This window comes from Candidatus Nitrosacidococcus sp. I8, assembly GCF_945836005.1.
In the GTDB taxonomy this organism is placed as follows: Bacteria; Pseudomonadota; Gammaproteobacteria; order Nitrosococcales; family Nitrosococcaceae; genus Nitrosacidococcus.
This window is the reverse complement of record NZ_OX241534.1, coordinates 553,080-569,860: the sequence shown is the minus strand read 5'-3', so window position 1 is coordinate 569,860 and position 16,781 is coordinate 553,080. Positions and strand designations below refer to the sequence as shown.

Genomic DNA, 16,781 nt, shown 5'->3' with positions numbered 1-16,781 from the left:
TTAAAATTATTAATTTCTAGTTCTTTTATTTCTAAGAGAGAAATCAGTTTCAAACCAATTTTTTTCAGGAACAAAATCATCCCTAAACCAATTACTCACTGGTGTATGCACATGAATATAGTAAGAATCTCCATGAACAGGAACTGAAAAATTTTGTAATTTACCATTCTTGGCACCATAAATAAAAAAAGCTAGCTTAGCAATGCCACGCATATCTGATTTTTTGTAAAATGCTATTTCTGGGGTTTTAAAGGTACCTGCTAAAGGTACCGGAACGGAAAAACTAGGGATACCTATCAACCTCTCAATTTTATCAATAGAAAGTGCCCCTATCCTTGCTTCCATGATCAAATCAGCTTCTTTTTGGTCTGTAATTAGCTGTCCACCTTGTTTAAGTAACTGTGCTTTAATGGCACTAATAGCATATAAAATATCTTGATCTTGATTTCTAATACCAGGTAGCATGCTGGTATCAAACCAAACTTTTGCCCCCGATGGGATATCAAAATTTAACTCTACTACGCTATGATCCACCGCAGTAGAAATAAGTAGTTCTTCTGTAGCTGTTCGTTTAGGAAGAGATCCTTGTACTGTGGTGATACAGCCATTAAATGCTATTAGCATAATGAAGAGTAGCAAAAAAAGCATAATAATTATTTTAAAAAAGATGGATTTTTATTTAAATCCTATTAAATTATTATGAATTTACTTTTAAAACCTCCTTTAATAGTAGAATACTACTACTATTTTTATAATGGATTTATAAAGTATTTTCTATAAAATAGGCATAAAAATATGTATTTCATTTATGATGCTTCATGTAGAATAAGCTGCAATTATATACAAGATTATAATCTGCATTGTTCTTATTGTTTTAAATTTTAAAAGTTAGAGATTATGGATGCTGTTATTGAAGACAAAGTGTATCAAGATAAAATGCTTGTGGATGTTTCCCGCACCTTTGCACTTACAATTCCCCAGCTACCTGATAAACTAAGAGAAGTCGTCGCAAATGGTTATTTATTATGCCGGATTGCAGATACTATTGAAGATGAACCTACCCTGAGCTTAGATCAAAAAAATATATTCTCTAAAGCATTTACTCAAGTAGTCAAGGGAGATAAATCTGCTCAATCTTTTGCTAAAGATCTCTATCCTCTTTTATCCGATCAAATGCTTCCCGCTGAACGGGAGCTCATTCTGAACACCTCTCGAGTTATTCGAGTAACCCATAGTTTTACGCCTCCTCAGCGTGCTGCTCTAGAGCGGTGTGTTCGTATTATGTGCGATGGAATGCCTAGATTTCAAAGATCAGCCAGCTTAAAAGGATTAGAGGACATGATAGCAATGGATAAGTACTGTTATTTCGTTGCTGGTGTGGTAGGTGAAATGCTCACAGAGTTATTTTGTGACTATTCTCCAGAAGTTCACGAAAACTGCGATGGATTACGTAAACTTACCCTCTCTTTTGGGCAAGGCTTACAGATGACCAATATCCTTAAGGATATTTGGGATGATAGGGAACGAGGCGTATGTTGGTTACCTCGTAGTGTATTTGAAAAAGCACATTTTAATCTAGAAGATTTAACACCTAATCAGTACTCCTCCACTTTTGGAGAGGGATTTCAGTATTTGATTAGCATTGCTCATACCCATTTGCAAAATGCTCTAGCTTATACCTTGCTTATTCCGTCTAAAGAAGTAGGTATTCGCCGTTTTTGCCTTTGGGCAATTGGGTTTGCCATTTTAACTTTACGTAAATTACATCATCATCAGGATTTTTCTAGTGGAAATCAGGTTAAAATTTCACGCCGTAGTGTAAAGATAACTATTTTTTTGACCAACCTTGCGGCAAATCATGATAGAGTACTGAAATTTTTATTTAGCCTTGCTGCCAAGGGTATACCTCTTTCCCCTTTAAAAACCCCTCAAATTAGTTACGGTAAATAAATTTAAGGAATTAAACGGATAAGGATTGAACCATCATGGCTCATGCGATTGAAAAAACTATTATAGAACCCACCGAAATGCAATCTAATCATAAATTAGATAGTGCCATATCTCGTGCTAGAGATTACTTATTAAGACAGCAACATAAAGATGGTCACTGGTGTTTTGAGCTAGAAGCAGATTGTACTATCCCTGCTGAATATATTATTTGGACCCACTTTACTGGCGATCTAGAACCAGAGTTAGGGCGTAAATTAGCAGTTTATTTGCGTGAAAAACAAGCTGATCATGGTGGTTGGCCCTTATTTTATGATGGTAAGTTAGATATTAGTTGTTCAGTAAAAGTATATTTTGCTCTTAAACTAGTAGGCGATGATATCAACGCACCTCATATGGTGCGAGCTAGGGAAGCTATTTTAGCCTATGGAGGAGCAGCACGATCTAATGCATTTACTCGTCTTACTTTAGCTATGTTTAAGCAAATTCCTTGGCGAGCAGTCCCTCTTGTGCCTGTGGAAATTATGCTTTTCCCTCGCTGGTTTCCTTTCCACTTAACGAAAGTGGCCTATTGGTCAAGAACTGTAATGGTGCCTTTAGCTATCCTCTATAGCTTAAAAGCTGAAGCAAAAAATCCTAATAAGGTGGATATTCAAGAGCTCTTTACCGTACCTCCTGAAAAGGAGCGTAATTATTTTCCAGCACGATCTCGGGCAAATAAAATACTACTTTATGTAGAGCGTGCGGTTCGGCTGATAGAGCCGATTATTCCATCATTTATACGGAAAAAAGCCCTTAAGAAAGCAGAAACCTGGGTTGTTGAACGAATCAATGGTATTGATGGATTAGGGGCTATTTTCCCAGCAATGGTTAATGCCCATGAGTCCTTAATATTATTAGATTACCCTCTAGATCACCCAATCAGGGTAATTGCTAAAAAATCAATCCAAAATTTAGTTGTAGATCATGGCGAATCAGCTTATTGCCAGCCTTGTGTATCACCTGTTTGGGATACGGGATTAGCTGCTTTAGCACTTCAAGAGGTAGAAAATGGAAGAACTACAAACCAAGTAATTCATGCCCTTGATTGGCTAAAAAGAAAACAGATTTTAGATCACCCAGCAGATTGGCAGGAAATACACCCAAATCTTAAGAGTGGTGGTTGGGCTTTTCAATATAATAATGCTTATTATCCGGACTTAGATGATACTTCAGTAGTTGCTTGGGCGATGGATCAGGCTAATAATTCTGATCGATACGGAGAGTCAATTACCCTTGCTTGCGATTGGCTACGGGGAATGCAATCAAGAAATGGCGGATTTGCCTCATTTGAAACTAATAATATGCATTATTATTTAAATGAAATTCCCTTTGCAGACCATGGTGCCTTACTTGATCCCCCTACCGTAGATGTTACTGCTCGGTGTGTGGCTTTAATGGGGCGGCTGAAACGATCTGAAGATTCAGAATCATTAAAACACGCCCTCTCTTATATACGTAATGAACAAGAACCTAGTGGATCCTGGTTTGGGCGGTGGGGAACCAATTACATTTATGGGACTTGGTCAGTACTCACTGCTTTAGAACAAGTAGGAATCGATCCAAAAGAAGAATTTATTCGCAAAGCAGTTCATTGGCTTCAAGAAGTTCAACGTCCAGATGGAGGTTGGGGTGAGGATAATTATTCTTACTATGACTCGTTTATTGCAGGAACATATAAGGAAAGCACCCCTATCCACACCGCTTGGGCGCTACTTGGGTTAATTGCTGTAGGAGAAGGAAATAGTACTACAGTAAAACGAGGTGTTGAATATTTACTTACTAACCAAGATAAAAACTCTTGGAATCACTTAGCATTTAATGCACCAGGATTTCCTCGGGTTTTCTACCTTAGGTATCACGGCTATGATAAATTTTTCCCACTTTGGGCTTTAGCAAAATACCGCAATTATATTAATAATCTATGCTAGTTGCTTCTGATTTAACTCATGATCCAATAGAAGCTGAGATATTAGCTATTGCTCCTATTGATACGGGAATTATTGCTGCCCTTCCTTCGGAAGGGCGTTGCCTTACTAAAAAGAATCTTTATCCTAAAGAAAGTATTCACTTATCTGAGTCCTTATATTTACAGCTTTCTGGTATGGGATCTGAACGTGCTCAGTTAGCTGCTGAATCTTTCGTAGCAGCAGGTGCTAAAGCTCTAATCAGCTGGGGAGTTGCAGGAGGTTTGGCACCTCATATAAAATCTGGCACCTTGTTACTACCTAAACAAATACGAGTCACTGAAGATGAGATTTACCACACGGATCATGAATGGCGACAGCGCATTATTAATCGCTTAGATTCTCGGCTAACCTTTTCTATCGATGCACTCCACCATACAGAAATTACTCTTGGCTGCCCTGAGACAAAGAACCTTATCTATCATCAAACTCAATGTGTGGCTACAGATATGGAAAGTGCCCCTATTGCTAGTGTTGCAGCTAAAGCAGGTATTCCATTTTTAGTCATCCGTTCGGTAGTTGATCCTGCGCATATGGCTCTACCTAACTCTATATTAAGTACGGTAAATATGGAGGGCAATATCCGTAAACTTGCTTTATTAGCAAATCTATTGAAGTGTCCTAAAGACATTCTAAAACTATGGCAGCTTGCAACCCATTTCCATGCAGCACGTACTACCCTAAGAACAGTAGTTGCTTGTATAGGTCCTGCCCTTTTAGCAGTTTAATCAGTGCTGCCTTTTAGATAGTGCACGCTATTATTTTAGCAGCCGGTCAGGGTAAACGGCTTGCAGGTTGTATTGAGCAGCCTAAATGTTTGTTAAAAATCTGTGAATCAGCTAGTTTACTTGAGCGGCACTTATCTATTCTTGAATATCTAGGTATTCAAAAAATTACTTTTGGCTTAGGGTATCAAGCTGATAAAATTAGGAAAGTACTAGGTAATTATTCTTCCCGTATTCAATTTAATATTGAATATAATCCTTATTTTAATCAAGGTAGTGTAGTCACTCTATGGACACTTAGGGAATATCTTCGCTTAAAAGAAGATATTCTTCTGATGGATGCAGATGTACTTTACGATTATCAAATCTGCCAGCAATTATTACAATCGCCCCATGATAATTGCTTTTTGTTAGATCGCCGGGTTGATATTAATGATGAAGAACCAGTGAAGTTATGCCTTCATCATGGAATTCCTATAGAATTTAGGAAAAATATTTCAAAAAATATTTCCTATGATCTCATCGGTGAATCCGTAGGTTTTTTTCGTTTTTCAGCAGAAATGGCTTCACAATTAGCAGATCGCTGCCAATATTACATAGATCACCAATATTATGATCTGCCTTATGAAGAGGCGATAAGAGATGTATTGTTAGCTAATCTCCAGCGTTTTGGTATTGAGGATATTACAGGGTTACCATGGATAGAGATTGATTTTCCAGAAGACATTATTCGAGCACAACAAATTATCCTTCCGCTTATCCAATCTACGCCAAAAGCTAGTTAAAAAGTTTTATGGATATTCCACTATCTCTTCAAGTCTCCCAAGTTTCAAAGTTTACTCAGTTAAGATCTTTATTAAATTCTCATCAAACAGAATTTTTATTAGAAGCTCATAATGGGTTAAGTGCACGCATTGTAGAAGAAGTTGGATTCAAAGGAATTTGGGCAAGTGGGCTTGCTCTTTCTGCCCAGTTTGGGGTTAGGGATAATAATGAAGCAAGTTGGACTCAAGTAGTAGATATACTAGAGTTCATGTCTGATACCACTCAAATTCCCATTCTACTAGATGGGGATACAGGCTATGGGAATTTTAATAATTTACGGCGATTAGTAAAAAAACTAGAGCAGAGAGAAATCGCTGGCGTATGTATTGAGGATAAGGTTTTCCCTAAGACTAATAGCTTTATTGAGGGAGAAAAACAGCCTTTAGCTGATATCGATGAATTTTGTGGAAAAATTAAAGCAGGTAAGGATTCACAGCGTCATCCAGATTTTTCTATTATTGCACGGGTAGAAGCTCTGATTGCTGGTTGGGGGTTAAGTGAAGCATTACATCGTGCAGAAACCTATCATCAAGCAGGAGCTGATGGTATTTTAATTCATAGCAAACTTTCTCAAGCAGATGAAATTTTAGCATTTACTAAAGAATGGGCTAATCGAGCCCCCTTAATTATTGTACCTACCAAATATTACAGCACACCAACAGAAGTATTTCGTACTGCAAATATCAGTATTGTTATTTGGGCTAACCACCTTATTAGAGCAGCGGCTGCTTCTATGACAAAAATAGCTAAGGAAATTCACAAAACCGAAACTTTAGTTAATATAGAAGATCAGATTGCTTCGGTAAGTGAAATTTTCCATTTACAAGGTGCTGATGAGCTACTTACTGCTGAAAAACGCTATTGTAAGCCATCTGGTGAAATCAATGCAATTGTACTCGCTGCTAGTCAAGGAGAAGGGCTAGAGACAGTTACTAGTGAATATCCCAAGGTTATGCTACCTATTGCAGGCATTCCTTTATTACGGCGTTTAGTAGATAAATTCAAGCATCAGCAGATCAATAACATTACTGTAGTGACTGGTTACAAACCAGAATCTATTACTGTAAAAGGAATTTCTTTAGTACACAATGATACCTATGCTTATAGTAATGAGCTCTACTCTCTTCACTGCGCACTTAAGTCCCTTTCTAGCGACACTATAATTACTTATGGAGATTTACTCTTTCGTAGCTATATTCTGCGGGATTTATCCCATATGTCCGGGGAAATTATTACCGTAGTAGATTCTATGTTTCCTAGTCCGCAAAAAGATCACGTTAAAGATATTGCATTTTGTTCAAAACCAGATGATAGATCTTTATTTAGCCAAGAAGTGAATTTAACTAGAATTGAAACTTACCAGAATAATAAAGAGAGTATCAAGCAACCCAATGGATATTGGGTTGGAATGATACGGGTAGTAGGTGAAGGACGAAATTGGATATTAAGCACACTTCATAATCTAGCAAAGCAGGAAGATTTTTTGCAGCTCACTATTCCAGATTTATTAAATAACTTAATCGATAGAGGTTATCCTATTCGAGTGTTATATATTAATGGGCATTGGTTAGATATCAATAATATTGAGGATTTAACACGAGCTGGAGATTTTGCCCATGGTTATCAATAATTAAAGGAAGCGTATTTCCATGATAGAAACACATGAATTTATCGATCAGGCACAAAAATTTGGCTACCATTCCTATGCTGGAGTACCCTGCTCGTTCTTAACGCCCTTTATTAATCATGTGATTGCTCGAGATGATATAAACTATGTTTCTGCAGCAAATGAGGGAGATGCGGTTGCCATAGCAACAGGGGCTTATTTAGGTGGGCAACCTGCAGTAGCAATGATGCAAAACTCTGGTCTAGGCAATGCAATTAATCCACTGACTTCTCTTAACCATACATTTCGTATTCCCATTTTATTAATTGTGACCCTAAGAGGGGATCCTGATCTTAAGGATGAGCCTCAACATGAGTTAATGGGGCGAATTACGGGTTCTTTATTAGAATCAATGGAAATTCCTTGGGAGTATTTTCCTCAAGAAACTGCACAAATACAACCTGCACTTGAACGTGCTACCCACTATATAAAAGAGCAAAAACGTCCCTATGCTTTAGTAGTACGCAAAGATTCTATTGCTTCTTATGGTGCAAGTGGTGGTATTCCTCATCGAATATTGAGTAAAGAAAAGCCACTAAATTTTCATTCAACTGTTCCAATTCATTCCCGAAGTGAAGTACTTAGCTATCTTCATAGCCAAATACCTAAAGAAAACAGCGTAGTGATTGCCACCACGGGCTATACTGGGCGTGAATTATTTGCTCTAGAAGACAGGGAAAATCAACTATATATGGTAGGTTCCATGGGCTGCGCCTCTTCTCTAGGGCTGGGTATTTCCCTTACTCGTCCAGACTTACAAGTTATTGTGATTGATGGAGATGGTGCTGCCCTAATGCGGATGGGAAACTTTGCGACCGTAGGTACCTATGGGCAACCGAACTTTACCCATATACTATTAGACAATGAAGTACATGATTCTACTGGATCTCAAGCAACTGTATCAGGCAATTTTTCCTTTGCTAATATAGCGAGTAGTTGCGGTTATGAAATGGCATTATCAGGGAATGATTTTACCCTATTGGATCAAATATTTGCCCATAAGACAACTAAAGGTCCTAAGTTTGCTCAAATTAAAATACACTCTGGTACAGTAGATCATCTTCCTCGTCCTAAACTCAGTCCAGAGGAAACTGCTAGGCGATTAATGACCTACATTTCAAAATGTAAATAATATGATTTTACTTAATCCAGGTCCTGTTAATTTAAGTCATCGAGTAAGAGAAGCTTTTTTAGGCCCCGATTTATGCCATCGAGAATCAGAATTTTTTGATCTTCAAGATGAAATCAAAAAACAGTTACTAGCAGCCTATAAGCTTAATCCTGAAAAATGGGCAGCGGTATTACTAAGTGGTTCAGGCACTGCTGCAATAGAGGCAATGATTAGTAGCCTTATTCCTATCCAAGGAAAATTATTAATTATTGAAAATGGAATTTATGGTGAGCGTATTACTAAAATTGCTCAAATTCATAAAATAAAACATACTACACTACCTCATAGCTGGGGAGAAGAAATTAATTTTGATCAGTTAGAACAAACCCTAAAAAAAGATTCTAAAATTACCCATATAGCAGTTATTCATCATGAAACCACCACTGGACGACTCAATTCCTTAGAAATAATTGGTAGAATTTGCCAACAAAAAGGAGTTCAGCTTCTAGTTGATGGAGTAAGCAGCTTTGGTGCTGAATTACTCTCTTTTGATCATTGGGGAATTAGTGGACTTGCTGCTACAGCAAATAAATGCCTCCATGGTGCCCCAGGTGCTGCCTTTGTCATAGTACAACGAGATAGCTTTCCTGAAGTTCCTCCAAAGCGAAGTCTTTATTTAGATTTAGCCTCCTATTGTCAGGAGCAAGATCAGCGAGGCACACCCTTTACTCCTGCAGTGCAGTCTTTTTATGTACTCCTTGAAGCTTTACAGGAATTTATGGACTTAGGTGGTTGGCGTGCTAGAAAAAACCACTATCGGCAACTAGGTAATCTTGTAGAACAAGAATTTAAGCAACTGGGTATTAAACCCCTGCTTTCTCGTAAAGATTCTTCCTGTGTACTACGTTCCTACTATCTTCCAGAAACTCTTGCTTACGAAGCCTTACATGATCAATTAAAAAAACGTGGATTTATTATTTACGCAGGCCAAGGGAAGTTAAATACTAAAATTTTTAGAGTAGCTACTATGGGTGCAATTACTACTCAAGATATGCAACAATTTATTATGGCTGTAAAAAAGATTAAATTTATATAAGTAGTGTTCTTTACCTTAATCTAAGTTCACTATTTATAGTTGTTTTAATTTAAGAGGATAATTATGTCTGAGGGTAAAATTAACAAAACTGTATATTTAAAAGATTATTGTCCCCCAGATTATCAAATTAAAACCGTTCATTTATCTTTTTATCTTGGTGAAGAACACACTAAGGTTCACACTAAGCTGAGTATTACTCGTTCTCTAGGCAAAGAAGCTCCTCTTGTTTTGCATGGAGAAGCGCTTGAATTACTCTCTATTCAATTGAATGGGCAGCTGCTTACAGAAAATAGTTATCAAATAAATTCCGAATTTCTTATCTTACATCAGGTATCTGATCAGTTCATTCTAGAAATAGAAACTAAAATCTATCCTCAAAAGAATACTACTCTTTCAGGGCTTTATGTTTCAGAAGGGAATTTCTGTACCCAGTGTGAGGCAGAAGGATTTCGAAGAATTACTTATTTCCTAGATCGTCCTGATGTCATGGCAACTTATACTACGACCATCATTGGAAATAAGGAAAAATATCCGGTATTACTTTCCAATGGAAATTTAATAGATCAAGGAGATAAAGAACACGGAGAACATTTTGCTACTTGGCAAGATCCCTTTCCAAAACCTTCCTACTTATTTGCTTTAGTGGCAGGTAAGTTATCCAGTATTCAAGATAAATTCACCACTTTATCCGGCCGAGAAGTTAGCTTATCTATTTATGTACAGCCCCATAACATTGAAAAATGTGCTCATGCTATGGCCTCGTTAAAGCGAGCGATGGCTTGGGATGAACAAGCCTACGGTCGAGAATATGATTTAGATAATTATATGATCGTAGCAGTAGATGATTTCAATATGGGTGCTATGGAAAACAAAGGGTTAAATATCTTTAATTCCAAGTTTATCCTAGCGAATCCTGAAACAGCGACTGATACAGATTATCAATATATTGAAGGGGTAATTGGTCATGAGTATTTTCATAACTGGTCTGGTAATCGCATTACTTGCCGAGATTGGTTTCAATTAAGCCTAAAAGAAGGATTTACTGTTTTTCGAGATCAACAATTTAGCGCTAGCCAAAGTGGTGCCGTGGTGAAACGCATTGAAGATGTAAATCGCCTCCGTACTTATCAGTTTCGAGAAGATGCAGGTCCTATGGCACATCCAGTTCGCCCTGAATCCTATGAAGAAATTAATAATTTCTACACCGTTACTATTTATGAAAAAGGAGCAGAAGTGGTACGAATGCTCCATACCTTACTTGGAGAAACTGGTTTTCGTAAAGGCACAGATCTTTACTTTGAACGCCATGATGGACAAGCAGTTACCACCGATGATTTTGTCAAAGCTTTGGAAGATGCTAATCAGGCGAATTTCTTTCAATTTCGCCTTTGGTATAGTCAGGCAGGTACTCCAGAGCTTCATGTTCAAAGTAGTTACGATGTCGATCAGCAAATCTATACCCTAAAAATTAAGCAAATTTGCCCACCTACCCCAGATCAACCCCATAAAAAGCCGTTTCATCTCCCCCTAACAATGGGTTTATTAGATTCTTATGGTAAACATATACCTATAGAGTTAGTAGGGGAAAACTATATTACTGAAGGCATTCGTATTCTTGAACTTAAAAACCAAGAAGAAACCTTTGTTTTTAAAAATATTCCTACTAAACCTATTCCCTCCCTGCTCCGTGGATTTTCTACTCCTGTTAAATTACATTTTGAATTAAGTGATGAAGAACGTTGTTTCTTATTAGCCCATGATAGTGATCCTTTTAATCGTTGGGAGGCAGGGCAACAATTAGCGGTAAAAATAATTTTAAGTCTTACCAAATATTATCAAGAAGAAAAATCCCTTAATGTACCTTCCATTTTTATAGAAGCTATTGCAAAAGTTTTAGAAAATTATCAAACAGATGATCAATCATTTATTGCTCAACTGCTTGTTCTTCCCTCAGAGCATTATCTCTCTGAATTTATGGAAGTAATTGACCCTGAAGCACTTTACCAAGCAAGAACCTTTTTAAGGCAAACACTAGCGCACAGTTTAAAAGATTCTTTTAATACTATTTATCATCGGCTTACTTCAGAAAAACCCTACTCTTTTAACCCACAAGAAGTAGGAAGGCGAGCTTTGTGCAATATATGCCTTGGCTATCTAATGGCATTAGATGAAACAGAAATTCATCAACACTGTTTTCAGCAATTTAAAACAGCAGATAATATGACCGATAGGATTGCTGCTTTAAGCTATCTAGCAGATACAAAAAGCACTGAAAGAGAAGCGGCACTAAGTATGTTTTATGACCAATGGAAACAAGATTCTTTAGTGATGGATAAGTGGCTTAGTATTCAGGCAAGTGCTAAATGTGATGATGCCCTTGAGATAGTAAAACAGCTTACTAGCCACTCAGCCTTTAAACTGACTAATCCTAATAAAGTACGCGCCCTAATTGGAGCATTTTGCCAAAATAATCTTGTGAATTTCCATCATCCCAGTGGGGATGGTTATAAGTTTCTCGGAGAATTTATTCGTAAGCTGGATCCACTCAATCCGCAAATTGCAGCACGTCTTGTCAGTATCTTTAGTTTTTGGAAACGCTACGATTCAAAGCGACAAGTATTAATGAAAGATCAGTTAGAGCAAATCTCTCATAGCCCAAATCTATCTAAGGATATACAGGAAATTACGTTAAAAAGTTTGAAAATGAATTAAATATAATAATAATGAATACAAAATATATTCTTTTCTTTATAGGGTTAATTAGTTTATTAATTGCTGCCTGTACTACCTCACCTACTGGGCGACATCAACTCTCTTTCTATTCAGCAGATGAAATAGCTAAGATGGGAGATGCTTCCTATGAACAAATTAAGAAAGACACCCCAATTTCTAATGATCCAACTATTAATGCCTATGTTCAATGTGTTGTTAATGCGTTGACTACTGTAGTCCCCAAGCCACCTAATGGTGCCGATTGGAAAGTAACGGTATTTAAGGAAGATCAAACCATCAACGCCTTTGCCCTCCCGGGCGGCAATATTGGGGTTTACACTGGGATTCTTCAGACAGCTAAAAATGCCGATCAACTCGCTGCTGTAATTGGTCATGAGTTAGGTCATGTAATTGCAGATCATGGTAATGCACGTATATCCACTCAATACACTACTCAAGCAAGCCTCCAATTAATTCGAGTCATGCTAAGCGGATCTGAGTGGAATGGTCTTGTTGGAAATCAATTAATGGGTTTACTTGGGGTAGGAACACAAGTTGGTATTACTCTACCCTTTAGTCGTGCAGAAGAAAGTGAAGCAGATGTATTAGGGCTTGAATATATGGCTAAAGCAGGTTTTAACCCCCAACAAAGCATTCAACTTTGGAAAAATATGATGACTGCCGATGGTGGAAAAACACCCTCTGAGCTTCTCTCTACCCACCCTTCAAATCAAACTCGTATTGATAACTTAGAAAAGCATATGCCGGCAGCTACTGATCTCTATCAAAAAGCAGCTTCTGAAGGCAAACACCCTAAATGTATTCTTTCTACCACGTCTAAGGGGTAGATTTCTAACCCTTAGAAAACTACCTACCTAAACCGCCTGTTCGGCGGTGAACGTTTCCTCGTTCAACGCAACGCCATCGGTATATTTCTAAACCGCCTATTCGGCGGTGAACCCATCTCAAATAATATTTACAGAACCCAGCAATTTCTAAACCGCCTATTCGGCGGTGAACTTTTTATTGCGAGATTGGGAGTACTAAAGTTTTTTCTAAACCGCCTATTCGGCGGTGAACATGTCACAACCTAATTATTTACAAAACGTTAATTTCTAAACCGCCTATTCGGCGGTGAACAAATAATTATTAACTGGCTTAAGGTAAAACTGTTTCTAAACCGCCTATTCGGCGGTGAACCTCTTCGCCTGTTATAAACGCAGAATTAAATTGTTTCTAAACCGCCTATTCGGCGGTGAACAAAATATTATCATTAGACGGTGTGCAGTTTGATTTCTAAACCGCCTATTCGGCGGTGAACTTCTTTAATCTCGTACTTGATGAAAAATTCTGTTTCTAAACCGCCTATTCGGCGGTGAACCTCCCGGGTTCGCTGATGCTGCAAACATGCAATTTCTAAACCGCCTATTCGGCGGTGAACGTACAAAATTTAGCATTACAGCTACAGGATGATTTCTAAACCGCCTATTCGGCGGTGAACATGTTTCAGAAGTGTTCTGGGTGCAGATTATGTTTCTAAACCGCCTATTCGGCGGTGAACGTGGACTTACAAGAGGCACTACAGCGAGCCAGTTTCTAAACCGCCTATTCGGCGGTGAACAAACCCTCCCTTAATACGTTGGTAGTCACTTAGTTTCTAAACCGCCTATTCGGCGGTGAACTTGATGATGTGGGAAAATCAAAACTTGGTTCAGTTTCTAAACCGCCTATTCGGCGGTGAACGTAGTACGAGATCTGCAATATAACTATTTGCTTTTCTAAACCGCCTATTCGGCGGTGAACTAGTTGGCTGCTGTGGTTGTGGTTTAGATGGTTTTCTAAACCGCCTATTCGGCGGTGAACGCAAAGAAGAAAGGCGGTTACAAGTTGTCAATTTTCTAAACCGCCTATTCGGCGGTGAACGAGGTGAGGGATGAGATCGGGAGCAAGTTTTTATTTCTAAACCGCCTATTCGGCGGTGAACTTAGAGGCTGTATACTCTATTAGGTTGTCGTTTTTCTAAACCGCCTATTCGGCGGTGAACTTAGAGGCTGTATACTCTATTAGGTTGTCGTTTTTCTAAACCGCCTATTCGGCGGTGAACTTAGAGGCTGTATACTCTATTAGGTTGTCGTTTTTCTAAACCGCCTATTCGGCGGTGAACTTTCTCGGCTATCCGCTCCTCCATGGAGAAAGTTTCTAAACCGCCTATTCGGCGGTGAACAAGGTACTACTCCTATTCTAAACGCTTCTAAATTTCTAAACCGCCTATTCGGCGGTGAACAAGCTGTACTTTAGGATGAGCCTCCAATCTTTTTTCTAAACCGCCTATTCGGCGGTGAACGATGGCAGCACTACTCACAACTTATTATCAAATTTCTAAACCGCCTATTCGGCGGTGAACACTCGAGCAGCTATTTCATAGAAGTTTATTTATTTCTAAACCGCCTATTCGGCGGTGAACAAGAGATGATGAGCGGTTGGCAAGAATGGATCTTTCTAAACCGCCTATTCGGCGGTGAACTGTCTAAAAGCACACTCCAAAACGTGTCTATCTTTCTAAACCGCCTATTCGGCGGTGAACATGGGCGTTCTTACTTTGTAGACGTCTATATATTTCTAAACCGCCTATTCGGCGGTGAACACTAATCAAGTAGCAACGCATAAAGGTCGCAATTTCTAAACCGCCTATTCGGCGGTGAACAAATTGTTAAAGATCCTTCAAAAATGATGAAGTTACGCTAGATTATCATAGAAAACCTTCCTCAGATGAGGTAATTTTTAAACTATTGTTTCTACTATATAAAAATCTCAGGCTAAAAAAAGAAGGTTTATAGGGTTTATAGGAAAGGAAAGTAGTGAATCAGAATTAAATCTTTTTTACAAGATAAATAGTTTAAAGGGCAATTTATGAATAATTGCCCTTTTATGTTTTCTTTATTTATGCGGTTTTTGCTGCCTTTGGCTCTGCAGGCTTCTTATTAAAATCTTTTCCTTCTTTAACTTCTTCTACATATTCCATGCGTACGACAAAATTTCCAAAGTATTCCCCTTCATTTCGATCTTGAACGTAATGTTTAAAAATTGGGGTGAGCGTTTCGATAATTTCATCTTCAGTTAAAGAATCTTTATAAAGCTTGTTAAGCCGCTGACCTGCAAATTCAGCACCTAAATAAAGGCTATAGCGACCTAAAGATTTACCTACTAGGGCAATCTCGCTAATATAAGGTCTTCCGCAACCATTGGGGCAACCAGTGACTCGAACTGTAATAGGATCATTTTGTAATCCTACTTGTATCAAAGTTGCTTCTAATTTATCGAGAAAACCGGGCAACATCCGCTCGCTTTCTGCCATGGCCAACCCACAGGTAGGCAGTGCAACACAGGACATAGCATCTTGTCGTACTCGACTAATTTTCTCTGGCATAGGTAGGTGATATTTCTCTACCAATGCTTCTATATTCTTCTTTTCAGCAGGTGGAATGTTTGCAATAGTCAGGTTTTGATTGGTTGTTAGGCGAAAATCTCCTCGATGAATTTTTGCAATTTCTCGAAGGCCTGTCATTAGGGGTTGATCTTCTGTATCTTTAATTCGCCCACTGAGCAAACAGAGATTTAAATGCCAATTTCCTTTAGAATCTTGAACCCAACCAAAAGGATCACTATTACTTTCAAAGTGATAAGACCGAGGGGGTTCTAAATTCCAGCCTAATCTTTGATTAAGCTCTTCTTTAAACCAGTCTATGCTACGGCTATCAATGGTATATTTTAAGCGAGCTTGTTGGCGATCAACACGGTTTCCAAAATCTCTTTGAATTTTAATAATATGCTCAGCGACTTCAAATATTTGATCTAAAGTGCAAAAACCAATGACGCTAGCCAGCCGTGGGTAGGTTTCTGGGACATTATGAGTCATCCCCATTCCTCCCCCAACACTTACATTAAAGCCAACTAAATGATTTCCATCACTTATTGCAATGAGTCCTAAATCTTGAGCAAATACGTCAATATCATTGCTAGGAGGTAAGGCAATCCCTATTTTAAATTTACGAGGGAGATAGGTTTCTCCATATAAAGGTTCTTCTTTTATAGAAGAATTTGCAGAAATTTTTTCCTTATCTAGCCAAATTTCTGGATAGGCACCTGTTTGAGGTAAAAAACGATTACTCAATCGTTTTGCCCAGTCGTAGACTTCTTCATGGCAAACAGAAAGATAAGGATTATTGTGACAAACTACATTACGGTTTACATCCCCACAGGCAGCAATGGTACTTAATCCTGCTTTATTAATCCCAGAAATAGTAGGTTTTAGATTACGTTTGATGACTCCGTGAAATTGAAAAGTTTGGCGAGTGGTAATGCGTAAAGAATGATTAGCATATTTTTGGGCAATTTCATCCAACTGTAACCACTGATGAGCAGTACATACACCACCGGGCATTCGAACGCGCACCATAAAGGAGTAAGCAGGCTCAAGTTTTTGCCGCATTCTTTCTACCCGTAAATCCCGGTTATCTTGCTGATAAGTACCATGAAATTTAAGGAGTTTTATATCATCACTGGTTGCAGAGCCAGTAACGGGGTCGGCTAAACTCTCTAGGATAGTTCCCCGAAGATAGCAACTGTCTCTTTTAAGGGTTTCTTCTGAGCTCAAATTACTTTGTTGCTGTGAGTCCTGAGCCATTGCTCTTAC

Annotated in this window: 11 protein-coding genes and 1 CRISPR repeat array; of the genes, 9 read left to right on the top strand and 2 right to left on the bottom strand. The window is 38.3% G+C overall.

Features of this window, described 5'->3' with window-relative positions; genetic code table 11:
• Positions 1–9: 9 nt before the first annotated feature.
• Entirely contained in the window at positions 10–624 is a 615-nt protein-coding gene (locus OOL07_RS02875) for a DUF6655 family protein (RefSeq protein WP_264694918.1), read from the bottom strand.
• Positions 625–897: 273 nt separating this feature from the next.
• Between OOL07_RS02875 and OOL07_RS02870 the strand changes: the two genes are divergently transcribed.
• The 9 genes from OOL07_RS02870 to OOL07_RS02830 all read left to right on the top strand — a co-directional run bounded on the left by OOL07_RS02870 (position 898) and on the right by OOL07_RS02830 (position 12,936).
• Positions 898–1,950, top strand: a complete 1,053-nt coding sequence (locus OOL07_RS02870) for a phytoene/squalene synthase family protein (protein ID WP_264694917.1) — start codon at positions 898–900, stop codon at positions 1,948–1,950.
• 35 nt (positions 1,951–1,985) lie between these two features.
• Positions 1,986–3,917, top strand: coding sequence for a squalene--hopene cyclase (shc, locus tag OOL07_RS02865; protein ID WP_264694916.1), 1,932 nt, complete (start codon positions 1,986–1,988; stop codon positions 3,915–3,917).
• Positions 3,911–4,681 carry a phosphorylase family protein gene (locus OOL07_RS02860; RefSeq protein WP_264694915.1) on the top strand — a complete coding sequence of 257 codons (771 nt, stop codon included), beginning with the start codon at positions 3,911–3,913 and terminating at the stop codon, positions 4,679–4,681. The genes shc and OOL07_RS02860 overlap by 7 nt, the downstream gene beginning before the upstream one ends.
• Positions 4,682–4,701: 20 nt before the next feature.
• Positions 4,702–5,463: a phosphocholine cytidylyltransferase family protein gene (locus OOL07_RS02855; RefSeq protein ID WP_264694914.1), complete on the top strand. Its 762-nt coding sequence runs from the start codon at positions 4,702–4,704 to the stop codon at positions 5,461–5,463.
• A gap of 8 nt (positions 5,464–5,471) precedes the next feature.
• Entirely contained in the window at positions 5,472–7,133 is a 1,662-nt protein-coding gene (gene aepX, locus OOL07_RS02850) for a phosphoenolpyruvate mutase (RefSeq protein WP_264694913.1), read from the top strand.
• Between the two features lie 19 nt (positions 7,134–7,152).
• Positions 7,153–8,301 carry a phosphonopyruvate decarboxylase gene (aepY, locus tag OOL07_RS02845; RefSeq protein WP_264694912.1) on the top strand — a complete coding sequence of 383 codons (1,149 nt, stop codon included), beginning with the start codon at positions 7,153–7,155 and terminating at the stop codon, positions 8,299–8,301.
• A 1-nt stretch (position 8,302) separates the two neighbouring features.
• Positions 8,303–9,376, top strand: a complete 1,074-nt coding sequence (locus OOL07_RS02840; protein WP_264694911.1) for a 2-aminoethylphosphonate aminotransferase — start codon at positions 8,303–8,305, stop codon at positions 9,374–9,376.
• 63 nt (positions 9,377–9,439) lie between these two features.
• Positions 9,440–12,088 (top strand): aminopeptidase N, encoded by a 2,649-nt coding sequence (gene pepN / locus OOL07_RS02835; RefSeq protein ID WP_264694910.1) that lies wholly within the window; start codon positions 9,440–9,442, stop codon positions 12,086–12,088.
• An 11-nt stretch (positions 12,089–12,099) separates the two neighbouring features.
• Positions 12,100–12,936 carry a M48 family metallopeptidase gene (locus OOL07_RS02830; protein ID WP_264694909.1) on the top strand — a complete coding sequence of 279 codons (837 nt, stop codon included), beginning with the start codon at positions 12,100–12,102 and terminating at the stop codon, positions 12,934–12,936.
• Positions 12,937–12,960: 24 nt separating this feature from the next.
• Positions 12,961–14,792: direct repeats of the CRISPR family, unit length 28 nt; unit sequence TTTCTAAACCGCCTATTCGGCGGTGAAC.
• 237 nt (positions 14,793–15,029) lie between these two features.
• Here OOL07_RS02830 and OOL07_RS02825 read toward each other — a convergent pair.
• Positions 15,030–16,772: an NADPH-dependent assimilatory sulfite reductase hemoprotein subunit gene (locus OOL07_RS02825; RefSeq protein WP_264694908.1), complete on the bottom strand. Its 1,743-nt coding sequence runs from the start codon at positions 16,770–16,772 to the stop codon at positions 15,030–15,032.
• Between the last annotated feature and the right edge of the window lie 9 nt (positions 16,773–16,781).